The sequence below is a fragment of the Nocardioides luteus genome (assembly GCF_015752315.1).
GTDB lineage: Bacteria > Actinomycetota > Actinomycetes > Propionibacteriales > Nocardioidaceae > Nocardioides.
The window spans coordinates 2,077,290-2,099,370 of the sequence record NZ_JADOVJ010000001.1 but is presented as its reverse complement, the minus strand read 5'-3'; the positions used below and the strand labels follow the sequence as shown (position 1 = coordinate 2,099,370).

At 69.8% G+C, this 22,081-nt stretch carries 23 protein-coding genes; 10 read left to right on the top strand and 13 right to left on the bottom strand.

Translation table 11 applies throughout. The features are described 5' to 3' along the window. Positions 1–4 precede the first annotated feature (4 nt). On the bottom strand, positions 5–1,888 hold the full coding sequence (locus HD557_RS10070) for an ABC transporter ATP-binding protein (protein WP_196873785.1): 1,884 nt from the start codon (positions 1,886–1,888) through the stop codon (positions 5–7). 226 nt (positions 1,889–2,114) lie between these two features. Between HD557_RS10070 and HD557_RS10065 the strand changes: the two genes are divergently transcribed. Genes HD557_RS10065 through HD557_RS10045 form a run of 5 tightly spaced genes read left to right on the top strand, consistent with a single transcriptional unit; the run spans position 2,115 to position 6,196 of the window. After that, complete coding sequence (locus tag HD557_RS10065) at positions 2,115–3,623, top strand: ATP-binding protein (RefSeq protein WP_196873784.1); 1,509 nt, start codon at positions 2,115–2,117, stop codon at positions 3,621–3,623. Then, positions 3,613–3,999: a roadblock/LC7 domain-containing protein gene (locus HD557_RS10060; RefSeq protein WP_008357073.1), complete on the top strand. Its 387-nt coding sequence runs from the start codon at positions 3,613–3,615 to the stop codon at positions 3,997–3,999. Before HD557_RS10065 ends, HD557_RS10060 begins: the two co-directional genes overlap by 11 nt. 4 nt (positions 4,000–4,003) lie before the next feature. Beyond that, a complete protein-coding gene (locus tag HD557_RS10055; protein ID WP_008357075.1) occupies positions 4,004–4,363 on the top strand; it encodes a DUF742 domain-containing protein in 360 nt (119 codons plus the stop codon). After that, complete coding sequence (locus HD557_RS10050) at positions 4,344–4,928, top strand: GTP-binding protein (RefSeq protein ID WP_008357078.1); 585 nt, start codon at positions 4,344–4,346, stop codon at positions 4,926–4,928. The genes HD557_RS10055 and HD557_RS10050 overlap by 20 nt, the downstream gene beginning before the upstream one ends. Positions 4,929–4,963: 35 nt before the next feature. Beyond that, positions 4,964–6,196 (top strand): cytochrome P450, encoded by a 1,233-nt coding sequence (locus HD557_RS10045; protein ID WP_008357080.1) that lies wholly within the window; start codon positions 4,964–4,966, stop codon positions 6,194–6,196. Here the strand turns inward: HD557_RS10045 and abc-f are convergent. After that, positions 6,193–7,791, bottom strand: coding sequence for a ribosomal protection-like ABC-F family protein (abc-f, locus tag HD557_RS10040; protein ID WP_008357082.1), 1,599 nt, complete (start codon positions 7,789–7,791; stop codon positions 6,193–6,195). The genes HD557_RS10045 and abc-f overlap by 4 nt on opposite strands. Before the next feature lie 15 nt (positions 7,792–7,806). Between abc-f and ypfJ the strand changes: the two genes are divergently transcribed. Further along, the gene (gene ypfJ, locus HD557_RS10035; RefSeq protein WP_231380245.1) at positions 7,807–8,808 is read left to right on the top strand and encodes a KPN_02809 family neutral zinc metallopeptidase; all 1,002 of its coding nucleotides are present in this window, start codon (positions 7,807–7,809) and stop codon (positions 8,806–8,808) included. Between the two features lie 10 nt (positions 8,809–8,818). Here ypfJ and HD557_RS10030 read toward each other — a convergent pair whose 3' ends face one another. Continuing rightward, the gene (locus tag HD557_RS10030; RefSeq protein ID WP_008357086.1) at positions 8,819–9,730 is read right to left on the bottom strand and encodes a phosphotransferase; all 912 of its coding nucleotides are present in this window, start codon (positions 9,728–9,730) and stop codon (positions 8,819–8,821) included. A 90-nt stretch (positions 9,731–9,820) separates the two neighbouring features. Here HD557_RS10030 and HD557_RS10025 point away from each other — a divergent pair, with 90 nt between their 5' ends. Continuing rightward, positions 9,821–10,249, top strand: a complete 429-nt coding sequence (locus tag HD557_RS10025; RefSeq protein WP_196873783.1) for a hypothetical protein — start codon at positions 9,821–9,823, stop codon at positions 10,247–10,249. 10 nt (positions 10,250–10,259) lie between these two features. On the opposite strand, the gene HD557_RS10020 is transcribed toward HD557_RS10025, so the two are convergent. The 7 genes from HD557_RS10020 to HD557_RS09990 all read right to left on the bottom strand — a co-directional run bounded on the left by HD557_RS10020 (position 10,260) and on the right by HD557_RS09990 (position 15,791). Beyond that, positions 10,260–10,874: an acVLRF1 family peptidyl-tRNA hydrolase gene (locus tag HD557_RS10020; protein WP_196873782.1), complete on the bottom strand. Its 615-nt coding sequence runs from the start codon at positions 10,872–10,874 to the stop codon at positions 10,260–10,262. 50 nt (positions 10,875–10,924) lie between these two features. Continuing rightward, positions 10,925–11,686, bottom strand: coding sequence for an OmpA family protein (locus HD557_RS10015; protein ID WP_196873781.1), 762 nt, complete (start codon positions 11,684–11,686; stop codon positions 10,925–10,927). Next, positions 11,683–12,435 (bottom strand): hypothetical protein, encoded by a 753-nt coding sequence (locus tag HD557_RS10010; protein ID WP_196873780.1) that lies wholly within the window; start codon positions 12,433–12,435, stop codon positions 11,683–11,685. Before HD557_RS10010 ends, HD557_RS10015 begins: the two co-directional genes overlap by 4 nt. Before the next feature lie 229 nt (positions 12,436–12,664). Then, entirely contained in the window at positions 12,665–13,021 is a 357-nt protein-coding gene (locus tag HD557_RS10005) for an MmcQ/YjbR family DNA-binding protein (protein WP_196873779.1), read from the bottom strand. A gap of 10 nt (positions 13,022–13,031) precedes the next feature. After that, positions 13,032–13,577 carry an ASCH domain-containing protein gene (locus tag HD557_RS10000; RefSeq protein WP_008357099.1) on the bottom strand — a complete coding sequence of 182 codons (546 nt, stop codon included), beginning with the start codon at positions 13,575–13,577 and terminating at the stop codon, positions 13,032–13,034. 26 nt (positions 13,578–13,603) lie between these two features. Continuing rightward, positions 13,604–14,458, bottom strand: a complete 855-nt coding sequence (locus HD557_RS09995; protein ID WP_196873778.1) for a GNAT family N-acetyltransferase — start codon at positions 14,456–14,458, stop codon at positions 13,604–13,606. A gap of 64 nt (positions 14,459–14,522) precedes the next feature. Continuing rightward, positions 14,523–15,791 (bottom strand): dicarboxylate/amino acid:cation symporter, encoded by a 1,269-nt coding sequence (locus tag HD557_RS09990; protein ID WP_196873777.1) that lies wholly within the window; start codon positions 15,789–15,791, stop codon positions 14,523–14,525. Positions 15,792–16,098: 307 nt separating this feature from the next. Between HD557_RS09990 and HD557_RS09985 the strand changes: the two genes are divergently transcribed. Next, entirely contained in the window at positions 16,099–16,440 is a 342-nt protein-coding gene (locus HD557_RS09985) for a WhiB family transcriptional regulator (protein ID WP_196873776.1), read from the top strand. A gap of 92 nt (positions 16,441–16,532) precedes the next feature. On the opposite strand, the gene ald is transcribed toward HD557_RS09985, so the two are convergent. Beyond that, positions 16,533–17,648, bottom strand: a complete 1,116-nt coding sequence (gene ald, locus HD557_RS09980; protein ID WP_196873775.1) for an alanine dehydrogenase — start codon at positions 17,646–17,648, stop codon at positions 16,533–16,535. 68 nt (positions 17,649–17,716) lie between these two features. Between ald and HD557_RS09975 the strand changes: the two genes are divergently transcribed. Then, on the top strand, positions 17,717–18,268 hold the full coding sequence (locus HD557_RS09975; RefSeq protein ID WP_196873774.1) for an Lrp/AsnC family transcriptional regulator: 552 nt from the start codon (positions 17,717–17,719) through the stop codon (positions 18,266–18,268). On the opposite strand, the gene HD557_RS09970 is transcribed toward HD557_RS09975, so the two are convergent. Both HD557_RS09970 and HD557_RS09965 read right to left on the bottom strand, forming a co-directional pair. Continuing rightward, positions 18,216–19,487: a glycoside hydrolase family 32 protein gene (locus HD557_RS09970; protein ID WP_307785580.1), complete on the bottom strand. Its 1,272-nt coding sequence runs from the start codon at positions 19,485–19,487 to the stop codon at positions 18,216–18,218. The genes HD557_RS09975 and HD557_RS09970 overlap by 53 nt on opposite strands. Before the next feature lies 1 nt (position 19,488). Beyond that, positions 19,489–20,841, bottom strand: a complete 1,353-nt coding sequence (locus HD557_RS09965) for a glycoside hydrolase family 172 protein (protein WP_196873772.1) — start codon at positions 20,839–20,841, stop codon at positions 19,489–19,491. A gap of 171 nt (positions 20,842–21,012) precedes the next feature. On the opposite strand from HD557_RS09965, the gene HD557_RS09960 reads away from it, so the two are divergent. After that, positions 21,013–22,020: a LacI family DNA-binding transcriptional regulator gene (locus HD557_RS09960; RefSeq protein WP_196873771.1), complete on the top strand. Its 1,008-nt coding sequence runs from the start codon at positions 21,013–21,015 to the stop codon at positions 22,018–22,020. Positions 22,021–22,081: the final 61 nt, after the last annotated feature.

The window sequence follows — 22,081 nt, the reverse complement described above, 5'->3', positions numbered from 1 at the left end:
GGCCCTAGCGCCGGAACTGCGTCTCGTAGAGCTCCGCGTAGAGCCCGCCGTCGGCGAGCAGCGACTCGTGGGTGCCGGACTCCACGACGCGGCCGGCCTCGATGACGAGGATGCGGTCGGCGGCGCGGATGGTGGAGAGCCGGTGCGCGATGACGATGGAGGTACGTCCCGCCAGCGCGGCGTCCAGGGCGGTCTGCACCGCGGCCTCGGACTCGGAGTCGAGGTGGGCGGTGGCCTCGTCGAGGACCACGATGTGGGGCGCCTTCAGCAGGAGCCGGGCGATCGCGAGGCGCTGACGCTCTCCGCCGGAGAGCCGGTAGCCGCGGTCGCCGACGACGGTGTCGAGCCCGTCGGGAAGTCCCTTGATGACGCCGGCCACCTGGGCCGCCTCGAGGGCCGCCCAGACCTCCTCGTCGGTGGCGCCGGGGCGGGCGTAGAGCAGGTTGCCGCGGACGGTGTCGTGGAACATGTGGGCGTCCTGGGTGACATAGCCGACCGCGGCCTCGAGCGACTCCAGGGTCACGTCGCGCACGTCGAGACCACCGACCTCGACCGAGCCGGAGCGTACGTCGTAGAGCCGGGCGATCAAGTGGGTGATCGTCGACTTCCCGGCGCCGGAGGGGCCGACCAGGGCGACCATCTCGCCCGGCTCTGCGGCGAAGTCGATGTCGGACAGCACCTCGCGCACCTCGCGGCTCTCCGGCCGCGCGATCGTCTCCAGGGACGCCAGCGAGACCTCGTCGGAGCGGGGGTAGGTGAAGGCGACGTGGCGGAACCGCACGGACGCGGCGTCGGCCGGCACCTCGACCGCGTCCGGCTTCTCCTTGATCAGCGAGGGCAGGTCGAGGACCTCGAAGACGCGGTCGAAGCTGACCAGCGCGGTCATCACGTCGATGCGTACGTTGGAGAGCGCCTGCAGCGGCCCCAGCAGCCTCACCAGGAGCAGACCGAGCGCGGTCAGGGTGCCGAGCGTGACGTCGCCGCGGATCACCATCCAGCCGCCGAAGCCGTAGACCAGCGCGGTCGCCAGCGCCGGCACCATCTGCATGGTCGCCCCGAACAGACGGGTCAGCAGCGCGATCCGGATCCCCAGGCGGCGTACGACATCGGCACGCTGCGCGAACGCCGCATCCTCCTCCTCACGACGGCCGAAGAGCTTGAGCAGCAGGGCGCCACCGACGTTGAACCGCTCGGTCATCGTCGTCGCCAGCGCCGCGTTGCCGTCCATCTGCTCGCGGGTCAGCCCGGCCAGCCGGCGCCCGACCCAGCGCGAGGTCAGGAACAGGATCGGGAACAGCGCGACGCACATCAGCGTCACCTGCCAGGAGAGCACCAGCATCGCCGCGCCGACCACGAAGACCGAGATCAGGTTGGAGACGCTGTTGGACAGCGTCGAGGTGAACGCCCGCTGGGCGCCGAGCACGTCGGTGTTGAGGCGGCTCACCAGCGCACCGGTCTGGGCGCGGGTGAAGAAGGCCAGCGACTGGCGCTGGACATGGCCGAAGACCTGGGTGCGCAGGTCGAAGATGAGGCCTTCACCGATCCGTGTCGAGAGCCAGCCCGAGACCACCCCGAAAGCCATGTCGACCACCGCCACCAGCGCCATCGCCGCGGCCAGCCAGATCACGAGCGAGAGGTTCTTGGCGAGCACGCCGTCGTCGATGAGGCGCTGGGTCAGCAGCGGGGTGACCACCACGAGCGCGGCGTCGAAGACGGTGAACAGCAGGAACGCACTGATCAGAGCCCGGTGGGGTCCGGCGTAGGAGATGACGCGCTTGACGGTGCCCTTCGGCAACCCTCGTTGGAGCACGGTGCGGTCGGCGCGCAGGTTGCGCATGATCCCGCCGCCGCCCATCGCCCCGCCGGTCGCACCGAAGCCTGGACCCATTTGTGACACCCCGACACCTTAGTCGCCCGGACGCGTACGGCCGCTTCCAGGACCATCGTCGAAATATGGTCAAAATCACCTGGATCAGGTGACCAAGCGCTCTGTTGGTGGTATGAAGTGGTGCGCGTGTGTGCGCCGGTCTCCGGGGGCTGGATCAGGAATCGTCCCCCCTGTCCTGACCCGCGGGTTCATGCCTGACTGTTCACCCCCACACCAGGTGCCCGACATGACCCGACCACTCCTGGCCCGACTCCACCGAGCCGGTCCATGGTTCTGCAGTACCGCGATCCTTCTCTTCGTCGCGCTCTCCCCCGTCATCTTCGTCACCGCCTCCGGTGACCAGTGGATCTGGCGCTGGATCCTCGCCGGCGTACCCGTCGTCGCCCTCACCCTCTGGCTCACCGCGATGGCCTACGATCGCGCCCCCGCCGAATCGGTAGAAGTGGCGGCCGAATCGGTAGAAGTGGACGACGAGTCCGCTGTTGTTGCGGCCGAGTCCGTAGATATGGACGACGAAACGACAGTTTCGTCCCCCACAAGTGCGGACTCGGGCCCCACAACTGAGGACTCGGCCCCCATAAGTACGGACTCGGCTGGGGTGGCCGGACGGGGTGGCGACGCCGGGATGCGGGTGGCGGTGCTGTCGCTGTCGCGCAAGGTGCAGGCGTCGGCGCACCGGATCCAGGAGGAGTCGACGCGGATGGTGGCGAAGTTCCCGGCCGAGCCGGACGTGCTCGAGGCCGGGATGCGGGTCGACCACGCGGCGGCGCAGCAGGCGCGGCTGGCGCAGAGCATCGCCACGCTGTGCGGGGAGCAGCCCGGCCAGCACTGGCGCGACCCGCTCGCGATCGCCGACGTCGTACGCGGCGCGGCCGGCCGGATCACCGCCTACCGCCGCGTCCGGGTGGAGGGCGACCCTCCGGTCGCGGTCCAGGGGGCGTACGTCGAGCCCCTGATCCACCTCGTCGCCGAGCTCCTTGCCAACGCGACCCAGTCCTCACCGCCCGCGACCGAGGTGCTGGTCACCATCCGGTCCGTACGCCGCGGGGCGGCCCTGGAGATCGACGACGCGGGGGTCGGCATGGACGAGACCAACCTCGCCTGGATGCGTGAGATCGCCTCCGGCACCCGGCAGGTGCGCCTGCAGGACCTCGGCGAGATCCCGCAGACCGGCCTCGCGGTGGTCGGCACCTACGTCCGCCGCCACGGGTTCCGGGTCGACCTGACCGAGTCGGTCCACGGTGGCCTGCGGGTCGCCGTGCTCGTCCCCGAGGCGATGACCACCCCGCTGAGCCCCCCGACGGTCGAGGCGGAGCCGCGTACGCCGGTCTCGACCCCCATGCCCGCCTCGCTCCTGGCCCAGGCCCCGAAGGCGCCGCCGGCGTCGACGACGCCCGCCTGGCCGGTCCATGCCGCCGCGAAGGCCCCCGATCCTCTCGCCGGCCTCGACAAGCGGGAGCCGTCGCTGTTCACCTCCGACGGCCTGCCCCAGCGCCGCTCGAAGCGCGGCCAGCGCTTCGCGACCGGACAGCAACCGGTCGGCCGGGTCGTCCCGCCCCGCCCGGAGCCGACGGCCGAGCAGGCCGGCGCGTGGATGAGCAGCTTCCTCAGTGCCCCGGCCACACCCGCGACCGGCACGACCATCCCCCACCAGGCCGTCGATCCCACCGACGGCAGCACCGCCGCGGAGACCGATTCCGCACCCGAGAACCACTGGAGGAACCATGACCGATGAGAACAGCTGGATGCTGGAGCTGGTCGCGGGAGTACGCGGCGTACGTCATGTCGTGGTCCTCTCCGCCGACGGGCTCGTCCGGGTCCGCACGAGCCACACCCCGCGCGAGGAGGCCGACAAGCTGGCCGCGGCGTGCGCCGGGCTGACCTCGCTCGGCCACGGGATCAGCCGCCAGTTCGGCGTCGACGCCCACCCCCGCCAGGTGATGGTCGAGTTCAACGGCGGCTTCCTGTTCATCCGTGGCGCCGGTGACGGCTCCCGGCTCGCGGTGGTCACCGAGATGAGCATCGACCCGGCGCTGGTCGCCCAGCAGATGCAGGCGACCGTGCTGATGATCGGGGAGCGCGCGATGAGCACCCCGAGACGCTCGATCTGAGCCGATGCCCGACGTGCCTGACGACTACGTCGACCACCCGATCCGGTCCTACGTCCGGACCGGCGGTCGCGTCCGCCCGACCCACCGGCTGACCCCAGCGACGCTCCTGATCGGCCACACCAGCCCGTCGGCCACACCGGCGTCGGTGGGCCGCCAGGAGCGCGAGGTCCTCTCCCAGTGCCTCGGCGTGATCTCGATGGCGGAGATGGCCGTCCACCTCGGCCAGCCGGTCAGCGTCCTCGCGGTGATCGCCTCGGACATGATCGACGCCGGCCTGATCGGCGTACGCCCCGACAGCGACACCGCCGCCGGCCCCTCCCGTGAAACCCTCCAGAAGGTGCTGCATGCTCTCAACCACCTCTGACAACCACTATCTGGCCCCCACGGTCGTCGAGTCGGTCAAGATCCTGGTCGTCGGCTCCTTCGGGGTCGGCAAGACCACGCTGATCGGCGCGGTCAGCGAGATCGAGCCGCTGCGCACCGAGGAGTCGATCACCCAGGCCAGCGAGGGGATCGACTCGGTCGAGGCGACGCCGGAGAAGTCGACGACCACGGTCGCGATGGACTTCGGCCGGATCACGCTGACCGACGAGATCGCGCTCTACCTGTTCGGCACCCCGGGGCAGCGCCGCTTCTGGGACCTGTGGTCCGGCCTCGCCGAGGGAGCCGCCGGCGCCCTGGTCCTGGTCGACACCCGCCGCATCGAGGACTCCTTCGAGGTGCTGGACCAGCTCGAGACGCGTACGTCGCTGCCCTTCGTCGTCGCGATCAACCAGTTCCCCGGCGCGCCGAACTACGAGCCCGACCAGATCCGCACGGCGCTCGACCTCGACGACGAGACCCCGATCGTGGTGTGCAACGCCAAGAACCGCAACGCCTGCGTCCGAGCGCTCGCCGCGCTCGTGCGCCACGCCCTCAAGACCCACTGACCCCGCAGCCCAGACCCAGACGAACAGGCCCCGCGATGACCCCGACCCGCACCGTACGTCTCGCCGACCTCACCGACCTCGTCCAGGCGCCCGACACCGTCGGGCCCCGGGCGCGGGAGGTGCACGCCCGGCTCCGGGCCGAGTGGGGTCCGGTGGCCCCTGGCGAGCTCTCCCCCGGCGTACGCCTCTGGTTCGCGATGGGCTACGCCGAGTTCAGCGAGGTCATCCGCAACGAGGAGGTCTTCTCCCGCAACGGCGACAACTGGAGCGCGGTGCAGGAGGGCAAGATCCTGCCGGACATGCCGATCTACCCGTTCGTGACGACCCGGCAGAACTCCTTCCACAACGACGGCGAGCTGCGCCGGCGGCTGCGCTCGCCCGTCGACCGTGCCCTGTCCCGGGTCGACGAGCACGGCTACGCCGCGCAGGTACGCAGCATCTGCAACGATCTCGTCGACGACATGCTCGAGCGCGGCGAGGCCGACCTGGTCCAGGACTACGCCGTGCTGATCCCGCTCCTCTCGGTCGCCGCGATGTTCGGCATGGGCCCCGAGGTCGGCGACTCGATGCGCAAGGCCGCGCACAAGGTCCTGGGCGGTGGGCAGCTCGCCCAGGAGGGCGTCATCGAGCTCGCCGTCGAGATCGTCGACCACATCGCCAGGCGCCGGATCGATCCGAGCGACGACCTGACCTCGCACCTGATCGACGACCCCGGTCTCTGGGACGACAACGAGGTCATGGAGGCGATGATCGTGATGATCATCGCCGGCAACGAGCTGACCATCGCGACGATCACCCAGACGCTGCTGCTGATGCTCTCCGACGAGCGCTTCGCGGGCCGGCTGCGTGGCGGCCGTCTCGGCGTCGACCAGGCGATCGAGGAGGTGATGTGGCGTGACCCGCCCTGCTACAACATCACCCCGCGCTTCGCGCTGCGCGACGTCGAGCTCGGCGGTCAGCTGATCCGGAAGGGCGACGCGGTGGTGCCATGCATCGCCGCGGCCAACCTCGACCCGCTGATGACCGGCGGCGACCCGTGGGTCGAGATCGGCAACCGGGCCCACATGTCGTGGAGCGCCGGCCCGCACTCCTGCCCGGCCCAGCGGCCGGGCACGATCATCGTCCAGGCGGCCGTACGCACCGTCCTGGAGCGCCTCCCCGAGGTCACCCTCGCGGTGCCGGCCGACCAGGTCGAGCGCAACACCGACTCGCTCTCCTACCGCTACCCGACCTCGATGCCGGTCAGGTTCGTGCGGACGTTGAGCTAGGCGAGCGAGACCAGGTCGGCGTACTCCTCGTTCCAGAGGTCCTCGACACCGTCGGGGAGGATGAGCACCTTGTCGGGCTCCAGCGCGTGCACGGCGCCCTCGTCGTGGGTGACCAGCACGATCGCGCCCTCGTAGCGGCGGATCGCGTTGAGCACCTCCTCGCGGGAGGCCGGGTCGAGGTTGTTGGTGGGCTCGTCGAGCAGGAGCACGTTGGCCGCGGAGACGACCAGGGAGGCCAGCGCCAGCCGGGTCTTCTCCCCACCGGAGAGCACCCCGGCGGGCTTGTGCACGTCGTCACCGGTGAAGAGGAACGCACCGAGCACGGTGCGGGCCTCGGTGTCGGTGAGCTGCGGCGCCGCGGACTGCATGTTCTCCAGCACCGACCGCTTGGTGTCGAGGGTCTCGTGCTCCTGGGCGTAGTAGCCGATCTTGAGGCCGTGACCGGGCACGACGCGACCGGTGTCGGGCTCGTCGACCCCGGCCAGGATGCGCAGCATCGTGGTCTTCCCGGCGCCGTTGAGCCCGAGGATGACCACCCGGGTCCCCCGGTCGATGGCCAGGTCGACGGCGGTGAAGACCTCCAGGGCGCCGTAGGACTTGGACAGGTCGTTGGCGGTGAGCGGGGTCTTGCCGGACGGCGCCGGCGAGGGGAACTTGATCGCGGCGACCTTCTCCTGCTGCCGCTCGCCCTCGACGCCCTCCATCAGCTTCTCGGCGCGCTTGAGCATCTGCTGCGCGGCGGTCGCCTTGGTGGCCTTGGCCCGCATCTTGTTGGCCTGGTCGGTGAGCGTCTTGGCCTTGTTCTGCGCGTTCATCAGCTCACGCTTGCGCCGGGCCTCGTCGGTCTCGCGCTGGGTCAGGTACTGCTTCCACGGCATGTTGTAGATGTCGATCACCTCGCGATTGGCGTCGAGGTGGAAGACCTTGTTGACCGTCTGGGCGAGCAGGTCGTTGTCGTGGGAGATCACGATGAAGCCGCCCTTGTAGGACTTCATCCAGTCGCGCAGCCAGATGATCGAGTCGGCGTCGAGGTGGTTGGTCGGCTCGTCGAGGATCAGCACCTCGGCGCTGGAGAACAGGATGCGTGCCAGCTCGACACGCCGCCGCTGGCCGCCCGAGAGCGTCTTGAGCGGCTGGGTCATGATCCGGTCGGGGATGCCGAGCGACTGGGCGATCTGCAGGGCTTCCGTCTCGGCCGCGTAGCCACCGCCGGCGTCGAGCTCGTCGTGAGCGCGCTGGTAGCGCTTCATCGCCTTCTCGCGCACGTTCGGGTCGTCGGAGCCCATCTCCTCCTCGGCGATGCGCATGCGGCGTACGGCATCGTCGAGCCCGCGGGCCGACAGGATGCGGTCCTTCGCGATCACCTCGGGGTCGCCGACCCGCGGATCCTGGGGCAGGTAGCCGATCTCACCGGTGTTGGACACCGTTCCGGAGGCAGGCAGATGGTCGCCGGCGAGCACCTTCGTCAGGGTCGTCTTCCCGGCGCCGTTACGGCCCACGAGCCCGACCTTGTCGCCGGGTCCGACTCGGAAAGTGACGTTCTCCATCAAAAGTCTGGCGCCGACGCGGACTTCTAGGTCATGGGCAGTGATCATTACCGTCACTAGTGTATGGGCGGGGCACTCGGCTCCACACATCACCACCTCCAGGGGGACAAGATGCGGTTCAACCCGAAGGCCAGACTCGACACCAGCCGGACCTCCGGCGGCGGTGGCGGTGGCGGGTTCGGCGGAGGTGGCGCCCGCATCCCGATCCCCGGTGGCAAGGCGAGCGGCGGGATCGGCACCGTCATCGTGCTGCTGGTCTTCTTCCTCATCACCCAGTGCACCGGCGTCGGCCCCCAGGTCCTCGGTGACGGCGGCGGCTCGACCTCGGTCGGCACCGGCACCTTCGGCGGCCTCCAGGCGGCCGAGGGCGGGGAGACCGGCGACTTCGGTTCCTGCCGGACCGGCGAGGACGCCAACAACGACGAGAACTGCGCGTTCGTCGCGCTGGAGAACTCGCTGACCGGCTACTGGGACTCCCAGCCCGACCTCTCCGGCCGGTTCCAGCCCGAGCAGTCGGTGGTGATCTTCGCCGACCAGGTCCAGACCGGTGGCTGCGGCTCCGCGTCGAGCTCCGTCGGACCGTTCTACTGCCCGGCCGACCAGACCATCTACCTCGACCCGACCTTCTTCGACTCGATCTTCGAGCAGCTCGGCGGTCAGGACACCACCTTCGTACGCGCCTACGTGCTCGCCCACGAGTACGGTCACCACATCCAGAACCTGCTCGGCACCATGGGACAGGTCCGCACCCAGCAGGGCCCCGACTCCGACGCCGTCCGCCTGGAGCTGCAGGCCGACTGCTACGCCGGGATGTGGACGGCTGCCGCGGAGAGCGACGAGTTCATCGAGGACATCACCGAGCAGGACATCTCGGAGGGCATCTCCGCCGCCAAGACCGTCGGCGACGACCACATCCAGTCCAGGACCACCGGCCGCGTGGACACCTCGCAGTACACCCACGGCTCCTCCGAGCAGCGGATCGCCTGGTTCAAGAAGGGCATGACCACCCCCGACTCGATCAAGGGCTGCGACACGTTCAAGGCGCGGGATCTCGACAACCCGTAGCCCTCGCCGGTCACATCTCGAGCAGCGCCTCCACCAGCGGCGCCTGCTTCTGCAGAGTCCGCAGATGCGGCGCGACCGCCGGATGGCGGAACTTCGCGAGCAGCGGGCCCTCGCCGGGCGTGACCCGGCTCAGCGCCCACTCGGCCCGGCTCAGCGCGGTGTAGACCGCGCTGATCTGGGCCCCGAGGGTCACCTGCTCGCGGGTCGCGATGCCGGGCGGCAATCCCAGGACGTACGCCTCCAGCAACGGCTCGAACGACTCCCGGGCGTGCAGCAGGTAGAGCCCGAGATCCCCGCCGACGGGACCCAGGCCGAGGCTCGACCAGTCGATCGCGATCAGCCGCTCGCCGTCGCCGGTGCGGCCGAGGAGGTTCTGGGGCGCGGGGTCGCCGTGCTGGGCGACCTGGGGAAGCCCGTCGAGGAGATCGGTGAAGCGACCGCGCCGCTCCCAGAGGGTGTGGGCGATGTCCGCGGCGGTCGTACGCATCATGGTCGGCCAGCCGCCGTTGTACTCCACCCGCGCCATCCGGTCGCGGAACTGGTCGCGCGCCAGCCAGCGCGCCTCGCCGAGGTCCGCACCGGCGAATCGACCCATCGAGAGGGCCGCGAAGAGACCCGAGTTGGCGGCGTCCTCGACCCATTCGGTGGTCAGGGTGATGCCCTCGTCGTCCTCGGCGACGCTCGTGCGGGCGGAGATCATGCCCGGGGTGTCGTCGACCAGCCCGGTGGTGGCGACGTCCGCCGCCCGCCGCCAGTAGGCGAAGTGTCGCCGCCGGCTCAGCTCGACCGGGTCGTACGTCCCCGGGCGACCGATCCGCTTGACCACGACCGGCTCCTCGCCCACGGCGGTGCGCCAGACCCCCAGCGTGGAGGGTCCGGTGCCTCCGGGAAGGACGAGCCACCCGGGGTCGGGTTGCCACATGCTTGCCAAAGTAGCGCATCCTCGCAGGTCGTGACCGTATTCGCCGCCGGGATGCCACGACGGCGTGATCGGGCCGATATCGTTGAGCCGATGTCCGAGACTGACTACTGCGAGCTGTGTGACCTGCCGAAGTCACAGTGCATCCACGGCCGGCCCCCGGCCCCGCCCGCTCCGGCTCCGGTGCGGAACCCTGCGACCCGGGTCCGCAAGACCACGACGAGCTCGACGGCCTCCGCCCCGAAGGTCGTCACCAAGTCCGCTCCGCGCAAGTGGACCCCACCTGCCGCCTTCGCGCCGCTCATCCTCGAGATCCTCGAGGCCTCCGGCGGTTCGATGACGGCCGACGCCGTCCTCGACGAGCTCGAGAGCCAGCTGGCCGACCAGCTCCTGCCGGGCGACTTCGAGACCACCCCGGAAGGCGAGCTCCGCTGGCGCTACGCGGCCCGCCGCGCCCGTCAGACGCTCCTGAGCGACGGCTCGATGATCAAGGGTTCACCGGGAGTCTGGCAGCTCGCCTGACGCCGAGGCGTCAGCCGTCGGCGTTGAGGACCTCGATCCGCACCTTCTGCGCGTCCTCGATCGCCTGATCGAGCACCGCGCGGTTGGGGTCCTGCACGGCCAGCCACGGTCCGGCGACGGTGAGCGGCCGCAGCCGTCGGTCCTCGAGCACGTCGTCGACGCCGCCGTGGTCACCGCCGGTGACGAGCGGGCCGCTCAGCCCGTCGAGGATCCGTGCGGCGTGCTCGGCCGCCGCCTCGTAGGCCGCACTTGCCTGGTTCGCCCGGCGCCTGGCGAAGCGCTGCTGGCTCCAGCCGCCGGCCTTGGTCTTCCCCTGGACGTGGCGGCGGCCGATCTTGTGGTCGGCGATCTCGGCGCCGTTCATCCGGGCGATCGCGAAGCCGCCCTTGCGGACCAGCAGGATGCCCCAGTCCTGCGGGGCCGCCGAGGCGGCGATGAACGCCTCGACCTCGGCCGGCCCGGCGTACGTCTTCTCGAACGGCAGCGCTGCGATGAACGAGGACCCGTCGGCCGCGGCACCGGTCAGTGCACCCGAGTCGACCGCGAGCCGGGTCTCGCCGTGACGTGCCGCGAAGTTGTCGACCCAGCGCTGGATCCGAGCGACCGGGACGGCGACGTTGGGCATGGCCGTACGTTACCGTCCCGGTCGACAGGGAGCCGATCAGTCGGCCCGGATCAGTTGGTGATGACGAGCTCGACGCGTCGGTTGCCCGGGTCCGGCTTGCCGGGGACGATCGGCCGGGTCTCGCCGTAGCCCTTCGAGGTGAGCCGGTCCGCCTCGACACCCAGGCCCACCAGCGTGTCCAGGACCCGCTTGGCCCGGCGTTCGCTCAGGTCCTGGGTGTGCGCGAGCATCCCGGTGATGTCGGCGTGCCCTTCGATCCGCACCGTGACGTCCGGGTGCTCGGTCAGCGTCGCCGCCAGCGCCTTGACCACGCCGAGCCCGTCGCCGGTCAGCACGTCGCTGTTGTGCTCGAAGCCGATCGACCGGAACCTGTCCAGCTCGGCCTGCGCCGCCTCGCGCTCCTCCGTGGTCGGCGTCGGCGACGCTTCCGCCGTGACGGCCGGCTCCGACGGCTCGGGCTCCGTGGTCGCCTCGGCCTCGCTGTCGCCGCCCACTGCGTCCGTGCCGCTCCGGTCCTCACCGGTGACCGCACCATCCGGGCCGAAGGCCTGGACGACGCGTACGCCAGTGACGTCCTCGACGAGCGCGCCGGCCTCGACCGCGGCAGCCTCGGTCTTCGCGGTGACCTCGCCGTCGCGCCCGGTGAAGGCGACCTCCACGTCGTCGAGCCCGGCCTCGGACAGGGCGGCGGCCGCCTTGTCTGTCAGCTTGTCCTCGATCCGCTCGCGGAAGACCGTGTCCTGGACCGCGGTGAGCCCGCCGAGCAGGACGATGCCGACGATGACGGGCAGGACGATCCGGCGCAGCCTCATGCCTTCGCCCCGGAGGCGTCGTCCTCAGCGGCTTCGACAGCGGCGACCTCGGCCGCGTCCTCGGCCAGCGCCTCGGCCTTGTCCTCGGCGTCGGTGATCTCGTCGACGTCGGCGAAGTCGACCTTCTCGTTGAACTTCACGCTGCGGTCCTGACCGCCGACCAGATAGTCCTGGAACTCCTTCAGACCGTCCTCGTCGCCTTCGGCCAGGAGCTGCGCCTGCCGCGCCCACGAGCTCGCCGACGGAGCGAACCGCACGCCCTCCGCCTTGATCGCCGCACGCAGCTCGTCCTCCGTGGCCGCGGCGACACGGGCGTACGTCACATAGCCCTGCGCCTTCAGCGCTGCGTCGATCTTTGGGCCGATGCCCTCGATCCGCTTGAGGTCCTGCGGCTCCGGCTCCGGCTCCTGCTCAGCCGCCTCGCGTGCGACCGACTCCGCCTCGGCGACGACCGCGGCCTCGGCAGCGGCCTCGACCTCAGGCTCGACCTCGGCCGCCGGCTCGAGCTCAGGTTCCGGCTCAGAAGCCACCGCGTCCTCGGACTCGGCTCGAGCAACAGGGACGGCAGCAGCCTCGACCTCAGGCTCGACCTCCGACTCCGAGGTGGTGTCGGCCTCCGGCGCCGCGGCCGCCGACTCCTCGACGACGGTGCGCTTGCCACGGCGGCCCCAGATCAGCCAGCCGACGAGCAGTCCGATCGCGAACGCGACCAGGATGAATACCAAGCTCTGGGCGATGAACCAGCCCATGAGGAACCTCCAGATGACTTGCGGTGTGTGAGAGAGAACCGGCCTCTGGCACCAACGACGGGCGCACGGGAACGGACCACCGCAAGTCGCCCCGCAGACCGCCGAACTCGGCCGAACGCGCGGACGCTCCCACATGTCCGCACGGCATGGAAAGACCCGCCGCGCGATGGCTACCGATCCGTTGCCGAACTGTCGGTCAGACCAGGACGAACGGCCACGAAAATGTCCCTCACAGCCGGCGCAGCAGGCGTTCCGGCGCGATCTGCCGGTAGGCGTCCTCACAGACCTCGGCGACCTCGGCCCAGTCGACGTCACCGTCGAGCCGCATGCCGATCCAGCCGCGCCCACCGACGTAGGGAGGCACGAAGAACCGCTCGGGATCGTCGCCGACGACCTCGTCCTGCACCCCCGCCGCCGCGGCCGCCCACAGGTGCGGCTCGTCGCGCCCGTGGTGGCCCTGTGGCCACAGCATCACGAACTGCTTCTTCACGAAGAACCCGGGCGCGCCGTGGGTGGCCCGCTCGGCGCTCTCCGGGAACCCGAGGCAGATCGCTCGGACCCGGTCGGTCAGCTCCTGCGGCGACATCCGGCTGGGTTCATTCGGGCTTCGGCCAGATGAGCTCGAAGCGCTCGAGGACGACGGGCATGTCCTCGGCGAAGCCGCGGTCGTGGCCGGCCTCCTCGGAGAAGAAGCGCCGGTGGACCTCGCGCCAGTGCTCCAGCGAGCCGTCGCCCTCGCCCTCGGCGCGAGCGTGCTCCTCGGAGACCTCGTCGAACGGCACCACCTCGACCGCGGTGGTCACGACCAGAGCCCGCGGGTGACCGGCACCGTCGAGGACGATGCCGAGGGTGCCGACGGTCGGGATGGGCTCCTCGGCGGCCTCGTAGTCCCACATCGCCGAGGCGGTCGCGGTCTTCACGCCCTCCAGGACGAGCTCGAGGAGCTCGTTGGACTGCTCCGGCGTGCCTCCGAAGGCCCAGGCCGGGGGCTGCAGCGCCTCCAGCGGCGAGGCACCGAAGTAGCCGGGGGCGGCGCTGAGGTGGGCGTGGTGCTTGACGTCCTCCCAGAACGCGGCGATGTCGGCCTCCTGCTGGGAGTCGAAGTCAGGGGCCTCGGGCGCAGGGGTCACGTCGTCGCTCATAGGCGTCACTCAACCACAAGTCGGGTCTAGCCGTGCCGGGACTCGGCCGACGTACGCGGCGCGTCCGACCGGGCCGTGACCAGGCGGGCCTCGACGCGCCAGCCCAGCTCGGCGTAGAGAGCCTCGCCCATCTCGCTGGCGACCAGGAGGCCGTGGACCGCACCGGCCTCCCGTGCGGCCGCGACCAGCAGGCTCATCACCGCGCCGCCCAGGCCGCGGCGCCGGTGGCCGGGATCGGTCTGGATGCGGTCGGCGACGGCGTCGGCGCCGATGACCGCGATCCGCCCGCCGGCCGCCACCGCCTCCGCGGCGTCGTCCGGGCGCACCGTCACCGCGATGACGCCGCCGTCACGCTCCATCTCGACGCGGTAGCCCTCGGGGAGCGGCCGGGACTCGTGGTCGGCGAGGCGGATAGACATCAGCGCCTCCTCGGCATCGGTCGCCGTCAACCCGACCTCTGCGAACCAGGGGCGTACGCCCGCAGGCGACTCGGTCACCACCGACAGCCATGCCTCGGGCGTGGCCCGGACCGTGTCGACGAGCTCGCCGAGCGTGTCCGCGTCGTCGGTCGCCACCCACTCGACCCGCCGCTCCGGCTCCCCCACCTCGACGCGTACGCCTCCGGGGACCGCCGCGGGACGCGGGAAGCCCCGCGAGTAGGCCCAGCCCCGCGCCCATCGCGCGACCAGCTCGGGGAGGTCCGCATTCTGCGCCGCGAGAGCGAGAGCGGCCTGCCGACCGCGGTACCACTCCCCCAGCACCGTCGCGACGAGCACGGCGACGGCCAGTCCGAACGCGAGCGGGTCGAGCGTGATCAGCCCGACCACCGCGATGCCCACCGCGGCGATGTAGCCGAACCAGATCCGACCGGGAGCCTCCACGTCCGCGGAGCCTACCCGGCCGGGTCCACCGGCCTGGGCCGACCGGCCGCAGTGCGCGGGCGGGTCAGGCCGCGGCCTCCTCGGTGGCGGGCTCGACCGCCGGCTTCGTCCCGGCGTACACGTCCCGGTCGATCTCGTCGGCACCGTGCGCGACGAGCAGGGCGACCATGGTGTCCCCGTTGACGTTGAGGAACGTACGCAGGATGCCGGTGAACCAGTCGACGGCGATGAGCAGTCCGGCGGCCTCGATGGGCAGGTCCAGCGAGGTGGCGAGGAAGATCGCGACGACCGGGAACCCGCCCGGCACGGTGATCGTGCCGATGTTGAGCAGCACCGCGAGCGCCATGCCGAGAGCGATGTCTCCGGGCGAGAGCGAGACACCGGAGGCCTGGGCGAGGAAGAGCACCACGAGCGTGTAGTTGAGGACCGCGCCGCACGAGCCCATCGTCATCCCCAGGCAGAGGGTGAAGTCCGCGACGCGCTTCGAGATGCCGAACTTCTCGACGGCGTTCTTCAGCACGGTCGGGAAGGTGACCGCCGACGACGTCGTGGTGATGGCGACGACGGTCTGCTCGGCGAGCTTCGCGGGCATGAGCAGCGGGTTCAGCCGGGTGACGGCGACGACCACGACGAGGTAGAGGGCGAAGATGATCACGACCCCGGCCAGCGTCGCCCCGAGGTAGGCGAGGGCCGTGGTGACGACCGCGAAGCCGACCCGGCCGGCGAGGTCGGCGAGGAGGCAGAAGACGCCGATCGGGGCCAGCAGCATGACGTACCTGATCATCAGCAGGACGATCGCCTGGACCTGCTCGAAGAAGGTGAGCACGACGGTCGGGCCGTTGAGGGCGGTGTAGCGGTTGAGCGCGAGGCCGAAGAGCAGGGCGAAGACGATGATCGGCACCATCGCTCCGCTGGCCATCGCCTCGACCACGTTGGTGGAGACGAAGCTGGTCACCGTCTGCTGCCAGCCGACCGCCGTCTCCGCGGCCGAGTCGGCCAGGGCCGGGTCGAGCTCGCCGTCGTAGCGCATCCCCGAGCCCGGCTGGATCAGCTCGGCCAGTCCCCAGCCGACGAAGGCCGCGACCACGGCGAAGCCCAGCATCCAGCCGAACGTCGCTCCGGCCAGCCTGCCGGCGCCTGCCCCGGTCATCGCGCCCGTCGCCACGATCACCGACGAGGCCACCAGCGGGACGATCGACATCTGGATCAGCCGGATGAAGATGTCACCGACGAACTTGAGGTTCGCCGCCCATTCCCCGGCCACCAGGCCGAAGACGATGCCGGCTATCGCACCGACGAGGATCAGGACGGCCGGGGACTTCAGGACCTTCATCGGGTCTCCTAAGCGTCGGGGAGGCGGTCCCCGGACGCTAACCAGGCCGCGTACGCAGCGGGTTAAGCCGCCGTCACCGGCACGTTTCCCGACAAACCAGTGGTCTCGCCGCCGCCCCGGTCAATAGCATGGGCGTCATGCGCGAGACGACCATCTGCACCTCCCTGGACCGCCCGGTCCGGGGCGTGGAGTTTGCGCGCCCGGAGCCGCATCAGACGTAGGTGCTCACCACACCCACCGGGCCGCTCCGATCGACGAGGAGCGGCCCTTTCTCATGTTCAGCAACAGTCACCAGGAGGTGAACGAGATGGAGATCATCACACTCTTCGGAGAGGGATTCAGCACCAAGACCTATGAGCTGACGCTGAAGCACCCGACTCCCCGGACCGACGAGTGGGCCTGCGTGGGCGAGGACCCGGAGCTCTTTCACCCCGAGGACCTCACCCAGCTCGCCGAGGCCCAGGAGGTCTGCGCGCGATGCCCGATGCGGCAGACCTGCCTCGACCTCGGCATCGACCGGCGGGAATGGGGCGTCTGGGGTGGTGTCCTGCTGGAGAGCGGCAGACCCCGGGACACCCCCAGGACCCCCGGACGGAAGCCCTACAAGCGAAGCCAGGAGGCGATCGCGCGCGCTCGCAGCGTTGCCTGAGTCGTCTGGCGTCCTCGTGACACACCGCCGAGTCGGCTCGTCATGACGAGCCGACTCGGCGGGCTAGCGCGTCAGAACGCGCCGGCTCGGCCTCAGGCCAGCACGGTCTCCAGGGCGACCGTGTCGATCCCGACGGCCTCGCCCACCGGGGCGTTGGTCAGCTCACCGGCATGGGTGTTGAGACCCTTCGCGAGTGCGGCGTCCTCACGCAGTGCCTGGGCCCAGCCCTTGTTCGCCAGCGCGACCGCGTAGGGCATGGTCGCGTTGGTCAGCGCATAGGTCGAGGTGTTCGGCACCGCACCGGGCATGTTCGCCACGCAGTAGAACGTCGAGTTGTGGACCTGATACGTCGGGTCGGCGTGGGTGGTGGCGTGGGAGTCCTCGAAACAACCACCCTGGTCGATCGCGATATCAACCAGCACCGAACCCGGCTTCATCCGCGAGACCAGATCGTTGCTGACCAGCTTCGGCGCGGCCGCGCCGGGGATCAGCACGGCGCCGATGACGAGGTCGGCCTGGAGCACCTGCTCCTCGAGCACGAGCTTGTTGGAGGCGAGACCGTGGACCTGGTTGGAGTAACGCCAAAACGACATCCGCAGCTTCTCCAGATCGGTATCCAGCAACGTCACATCCGCGCCCATCCCGAGGGCGATGTTGGCCGCGTTCTGCCCCGAGACACCAGCACCGATGATCACGACCTTGGCATTGGCCACACCACCGACACCACCCATCAACACACCCCGACCACCCTGAGCCTTCATCAAGTTGTAGGCACCCACCTGCGGTGCGAGGCAGCCGGCGACCTCCGACATCGGGTACAGCAGCGGCAGCGCCCGGTTCGGCAGCTCGACCGTCTCGTAGGCGATCGCGGTGACCTTCTTCGCCAACAACTCCTGCGTCAACGGCTTGTCCGCAGCCAGGTGCAGGTAGGTGAACAGCGTCAGACCCTCCCGCAGACGGTGATACTCCTCCGCGACCGGCTCCTTGACCTTCAACACCAACTCGGCGTTGCCCCAGGTCTCATCCGCATCCCCCAGGATCTTCGCGCCCACCGCGGCGTACTCACCATCCGAGATCGACGAGCCCACACCAGCACCGGACTCGACGAAGACCTCATGGCCGTTGGCCACCAGTTCGTGAACACCCGAAGGGGTGATCGCCACCCGGTACTCGTGGTTCTTGACTTCCTTGGGAACGCCGATTCTCATGGCTCAACTCTGAACATGATGTTCGGTCCAGCGCCAGAGATTCGCTGATAATTCTCTAGGATCGGCGTATGACATCGCGATCTTCGGAATCCGGCCGGATCCACGCGGGCCGATCGAACAATGTTCGGGCACCGCGCAGCGGGTTGGAGCGGCGGACGGTCGAGCGTCCGCCGCTGGACGACATCGACCACATCCTGCTGGAGGAGCTCTCGATCGATGCTCGGATCCCGAACAACGCACTCGCGGCGAAGGCCGGCATCGCCCCCTCGACCTGTCTGACGCGGATCCGAGCGCTACGCGAGCGTGGCGTGATCCGCGGCTTTCACGCCGACATCGACCCAGCACTGGCCGGCCGGCCGCTCCAGGCGATGGTGGCGGTACGGATCCAGCCGAACGCGAGGAGCCGGCTCGACCCGTTCCTCTGGGATCTCTCGGAGCTGCCGGGAGTGCTCAACGCGTTCCTGCTCGGCGGCACCTATGACTTCTTCGTCCACGTCGCCGCACCGGACTCCACAGCGCTCAACGCCTTCGTGGTCGAGCACCTGAGCAGCAACCCGGATGTCGCCCTCACCGAGACGAGCCTGATCTTCCAGCACGCCCGCTCACCGCGCTTCGCGTGAGCGTCCACGTGCGGGACTCACCCTGGGTGGGCATGATCTGCCGAACCGGGTCGATCGCGCCTCCGAGCAGACCGTCCACGGAGGCGATCTCGATGACCGGGCCGTCGACGACGACGCGTACCGATCCCTCGGTCCACGGCATCCGGGCGCTCTTCTGGCCCGGGCGATCGAGCCGGAGGACGCCGTCGCGGACCGACACGACGGCACTCTCCGCCTCTTGGGACCTGAGGACCAGGAGGTCGCCGTCAGGCGCCGGATCCCACATGACGTCGTACGCGGTCGCGGTCGCCCCGTCCTCGCTGCGGCGGTCGTCGAGGTCCGGGTGGGGCTCCGCAACCAGCCGGTCCCCTCGGATCGAGAGGAGATGGGGAAGGCTCAGGCAGCTGGCCCAGCCCTCGGCTGGATCACTCACCCCGCGCATCCAGAACATCAGGCAGTGACGGCCCTGCCGGTCGCGGAAGAACGACGGGGCGTAGTAGCTGTCACCGAAGCTGAGCTGGCCCCAGGTGTCCGCCACGAAGCGCCCGTCGGCGAGCTGCCCGATCCCGTAGCCGGCGTGGTGCAGGACGTCGTCGTCCCAGATGGAGCTCACCATCACCCAGCGGCCCTCGATCTCGAAGAACTGGGGACACTCCCACAGCGCGCCCGTCCAGACCGGGTCGGTCTCGCCGGTCGACCGTGACACCGCGACCCCGTCGTAGGTCCATTGGTCGAGGTCGGCCGACGTATAGGTGAGTGCCATGGCCAGGCCGGTGCTGTCGGCCGCACCCACGAACATCCGCCAGCCGTCGCCGTCGCGCATCACGAACGGGTCCCGGTAGGCGATCAGGTCGAGATCGTCAGGAGCCTCGATCAGTACGTCGCCCTTGACCCATGCCGTCCAGGAGCCGTCCTCGGGAGTGGCCGCCCTGATCCGGCCGATGCCGATGCCCGGCTGGACCACCGAGGTGTAGAGGATGCGCGCCGATCCGTCGTCGTCGCGGACCAGGCTCCCGGTCCAGATGCCGTCGTCGCCCTCGCCCGGTGCGATCGCGACCGGACGATGCTCCCACGCGAGCAGGTCGTCGCCGACGGCGTGCCCCCAGTGACAGTTCGGCGCCCAGACCATGCTGCCCGGGACGTACTGGTGGAAGAGGTGGTAGACGCCGTCGTGGAACGTGATGCCGTGCGGGTCGTTGATCCAGCCGGACGCCGCGGTGAAGTGGAGGGTCGGTCGCACGTCAGTTCCGCCCGTCGTACTCGCGCCGGATCTCACGAGCCTGATCGCGGTTGCCCTGCTCCCAGGCGTCGACCTCGATCCGGCGCTCCTCACGCAGCGCGTCCCGCTTCGCGACGAACGCCGCCATCCTCTCGGCCGCGGCCTCGCGGGCCGCCCGCTGGTCGGCGTTCAGCGGAGGGAGCGGGACCTCGATGACGCGGTCGACCGGACGGAGAGGAAGCCGGTCCTCGACCTCGGGCACGGTCAGGACGGGCGACGGAAGCGTCTGGTACCAGTACGCCGTCGAGGACCAGTCGTCGGAGAGGTGGTTGCCGTGACCGTGCTCGAAGGTCACCTTGATCCGCTTCTCGAAGCGGATCGGGTCGACGATGTGGAAGCGATAGCTGTGGTGGAACCCGGGGACGTCCTCCTCGTGCACGATCGTCCCGTTGAAGTTGTACGCGTTGTGCTGCATGCCCCAGGCGTGACCGAAGTAGTCCTCCATGCCGGTGCCGTGGAGGCTGGGCGGCCAGGTGTCGTCGTCGATGAAGATCATGTCGTCGCCCTCGCCCCACCACGATCCCTGGAAGTGGCGCACCGCGACGTTGCAGCCCACGTAGTGGCCGCGCCCGGTCGTCTCGAGCGCGACGTAGTTGTCGGCGCCGGTGAGGTTGGGGATGGTCGTCTCGATGCTGTTCGCCTGGAGGTCGGGTCCCCAGCCCACGTTGGGCAGCGAGCGCCGCCAGTGGGCGTGGAAGTACACGGTGTCGTCGGGAAGCGGGTCCGGCGAGAGCTCGTAGTCGATGTAGAAGTACTGCAGGTAGGGGATGTCGTTCTGGTTCTCGACGACCACGCGGGCGCGGTGCGCGAACGGCATCCGGAAGTAGCTGTTGAACGCGGCGCTGCCGCCGAACGTGTGCAGCTCGGCCTCCTTCGCGGACACCGAGAGGGGCAACGAGTCATAGCTGCCGCTGAGCGAGTTCATCAGCCCGAAGAAGTCGCCGAGCGGTGCGATGACGCTCGGCGTCTCCTGGTCGTCCCAGTAGATCTTCAGCAGGATCTTCCGGTAGTAGTCGGGATCCACGACCTCCCAGCTGACGCCGAGGGCGTTGTGGATCTCGAGCATCGGCACGCCGACCACCTCGGGGGCGATCTGTCCCGGCCCGGGCTGGATCCGGCAGGACTGCGTCATCCAGATGTGGGTGATCGCCCCCGGGCCCTCGATGTCGGCGAGAGTCCGCTCCTCCCCGGGCATCACGATCCAGTTGTCGCGGTTGCGCCCGGTCTGGTCGAAGCTCGAGGCCCGCGCGCTGCGTCCTGGTCGTGCCCGGGTGAGATCACCGAGGAGGCCGGTGGGGGTGGATGGCGCACTCATGGTTGTCCTTTCACTGCGTCCGGGGTGGAGTCCGAACGCTCATCGAAACGTTTGCGTCTAGCTCGTGGATGGTAGAGCCAGTCGCGCATCGGGCGCAATGGGCGCTAACCTGCAAAATCCCGGGCGCCACCCAGACGCGACCGGTCACGAAAACGATTGATTGGAGAGCGGATGGCTACGATCGTCGAGGTCGCGCGACTTGCCGGCGTGTCCACATCGACGGTGTCGCACGTGCTCAACGACACCCGCAACGTCGAGCCGAGCACCCGCGCCAAGGTGATGGCCGCGATCGAGAAGACCGGATATCGCCAGGACGCCGTCGCCCGCGCCATGCGCCGGGCGCGCACCGACAGCATCGGACTGGTCATCTCCGACGCCGGCGAGCCCGCGTTCGCCGAGATGGTCCACGGCGTCGAGCACGCTGCGGCAGCACGGGGGCTGACCTTGATCCTCGCCAACTCGGCCGAGGACCCCGTACGCGAGGAGCGTGCCGTGAACACGCTGCTCTCCCGCCGTGTCGACGGACTGATCATCGCGCGGTGCGCGGAGTCCAGCGCGACGGTCTCCTCTCGCCTCGAGTCGGAGGCGCCGCGCCCGGTGGTCCTTCTGGACCGAGTCTTCGACAACTCGCCCCACGACCAGGTGGGCGCCGACAACCGCGACTCGATGCGCAGGCTCGTCGAGCACCTCCAAGCGGCCGGCCACCGCCGATTCGTCCTCGTCGCGGGCGACCAGCGCGTTCCCACGCTCGTCGAGCGGTTCCGCGGGTTTCGCGACGCGATCCCGGATGCGGACCTGCCCCAGCAGGTCGTCGTCGACGCGGTCGACATCGCCGAGGTGCGGGAAGCAGTCGCGACAGCGCTCGACCAACACCGCGCGAGCTGCGTGATCGCGGCGAGCACACCCCTCGCGGTCGCGGCGCTCGAGTGCCTCCGCGACGCCGGCCTGGCGACACCCGACCAGATCGCGTTCGCGGCATTCGACGGCTTCAGCCACTCGGACCTCTTCCGTCCGACCATCACCACCGTTCGACAGCCGGCGTTCGAGATGGGCGCAGCCGCGGTCTCGCTGCTGATCGACCGGCTGGCCGCACCGGGTGCGAGCCCTCGCACCCTTCGGCTCAACCAGACGCTGGAGCTCCGCGAGTCCACCGAGAACTACGAGCCGCGAGCTTCTTGACAGCGTGTGACGGGCGCCACTAGATTCGCAATCGATTCGCGCAAACGTTTCGATGAAATCG

Excerpts from the sequence above, each read along its gene's own strand:
- HD557_RS10010 (WP_196873780.1), bottom strand. The coding sequence starts at position 12,435 with ATGGGCTGGTTCATCGCCCAGAGCTTGGTATTCATCCTGGTCGCGTTC.
- HD557_RS10045 (WP_008357080.1), top strand. The coding sequence starts at position 4,964 with ATGACCCCGACCCGCACCGTACGTCTCGCCGACCTCACCGACCTCGTC.
- ald (WP_196873775.1), bottom strand. The coding sequence starts at position 17,648 with ATGAGAATCGGCGTTCCCAAGGAAGTCAAGAACCACGAGTACCGGGTG.
- HD557_RS10065 (WP_196873784.1), top strand. The coding sequence starts at position 2,115 with ATGACCCGACCACTCCTGGCCCGACTCCACCGAGCCGGTCCATGGTTC.
- HD557_RS10030 (WP_008357086.1), bottom strand. The coding sequence starts at position 9,730 with ATGTGGCAACCCGACCCCGGGTGGCTCGTCCTTCCCGGAGGCACCGGA.
- ypfJ (WP_231380245.1), top strand. The coding sequence starts at position 7,807 with ATGGGCGGGGCACTCGGCTCCACACATCACCACCTCCAGGGGGACAAG.
- HD557_RS10020 (WP_196873782.1), bottom strand. The coding sequence starts at position 10,874 with ATGCCCAACGTCGCCGTCCCGGTCGCTCGGATCCAGCGCTGGGTCGAC.
- HD557_RS10070 (WP_196873785.1), bottom strand. The coding sequence starts at position 1,888 with ATGGGTCCAGGCTTCGGTGCGACCGGCGGGGCGATGGGCGGCGGCGGG.
- HD557_RS09990 (WP_196873777.1), bottom strand. The coding sequence starts at position 15,791 with ATGAAGGTCCTGAAGTCCCCGGCCGTCCTGATCCTCGTCGGTGCGATA.
- HD557_RS09985 (WP_196873776.1), top strand. The coding sequence starts at position 16,099 with ATGGAGATCATCACACTCTTCGGAGAGGGATTCAGCACCAAGACCTAT.
- HD557_RS09975 (WP_196873774.1), top strand. The coding sequence starts at position 17,717 with ATGACATCGCGATCTTCGGAATCCGGCCGGATCCACGCGGGCCGATCG.
- HD557_RS10055 (WP_008357075.1), top strand. The coding sequence starts at position 4,004 with ATGCCCGACGTGCCTGACGACTACGTCGACCACCCGATCCGGTCCTAC.
- HD557_RS09960 (WP_196873771.1), top strand. The coding sequence starts at position 21,013 with ATGGCTACGATCGTCGAGGTCGCGCGACTTGCCGGCGTGTCCACATCG.
- HD557_RS10025 (WP_196873783.1), top strand. The coding sequence starts at position 9,821 with ATGTCCGAGACTGACTACTGCGAGCTGTGTGACCTGCCGAAGTCACAG.
- HD557_RS10000 (WP_008357099.1), bottom strand. The coding sequence starts at position 13,577 with ATGAGCGACGACGTGACCCCTGCGCCCGAGGCCCCTGACTTCGACTCC.
- HD557_RS10060 (WP_008357073.1), top strand. The coding sequence starts at position 3,613 with ATGACCGATGAGAACAGCTGGATGCTGGAGCTGGTCGCGGGAGTACGC.
- abc-f (WP_008357082.1), bottom strand. The coding sequence starts at position 7,791 with ATGATCACTGCCCATGACCTAGAAGTCCGCGTCGGCGCCAGACTTTTG.
- HD557_RS10015 (WP_196873781.1), bottom strand. The coding sequence starts at position 11,686 with ATGAGGCTGCGCCGGATCGTCCTGCCCGTCATCGTCGGCATCGTCCTG.
- HD557_RS10005 (WP_196873779.1), bottom strand. The coding sequence starts at position 13,021 with ATGTCGCCGCAGGAGCTGACCGACCGGGTCCGAGCGATCTGCCTCGGG.
- HD557_RS10050 (WP_008357078.1), top strand. The coding sequence starts at position 4,344 with ATGCTCTCAACCACCTCTGACAACCACTATCTGGCCCCCACGGTCGTC.
- HD557_RS09965 (WP_196873772.1), bottom strand. The coding sequence starts at position 20,841 with ATGAGTGCGCCATCCACCCCCACCGGCCTCCTCGGTGATCTCACCCGG.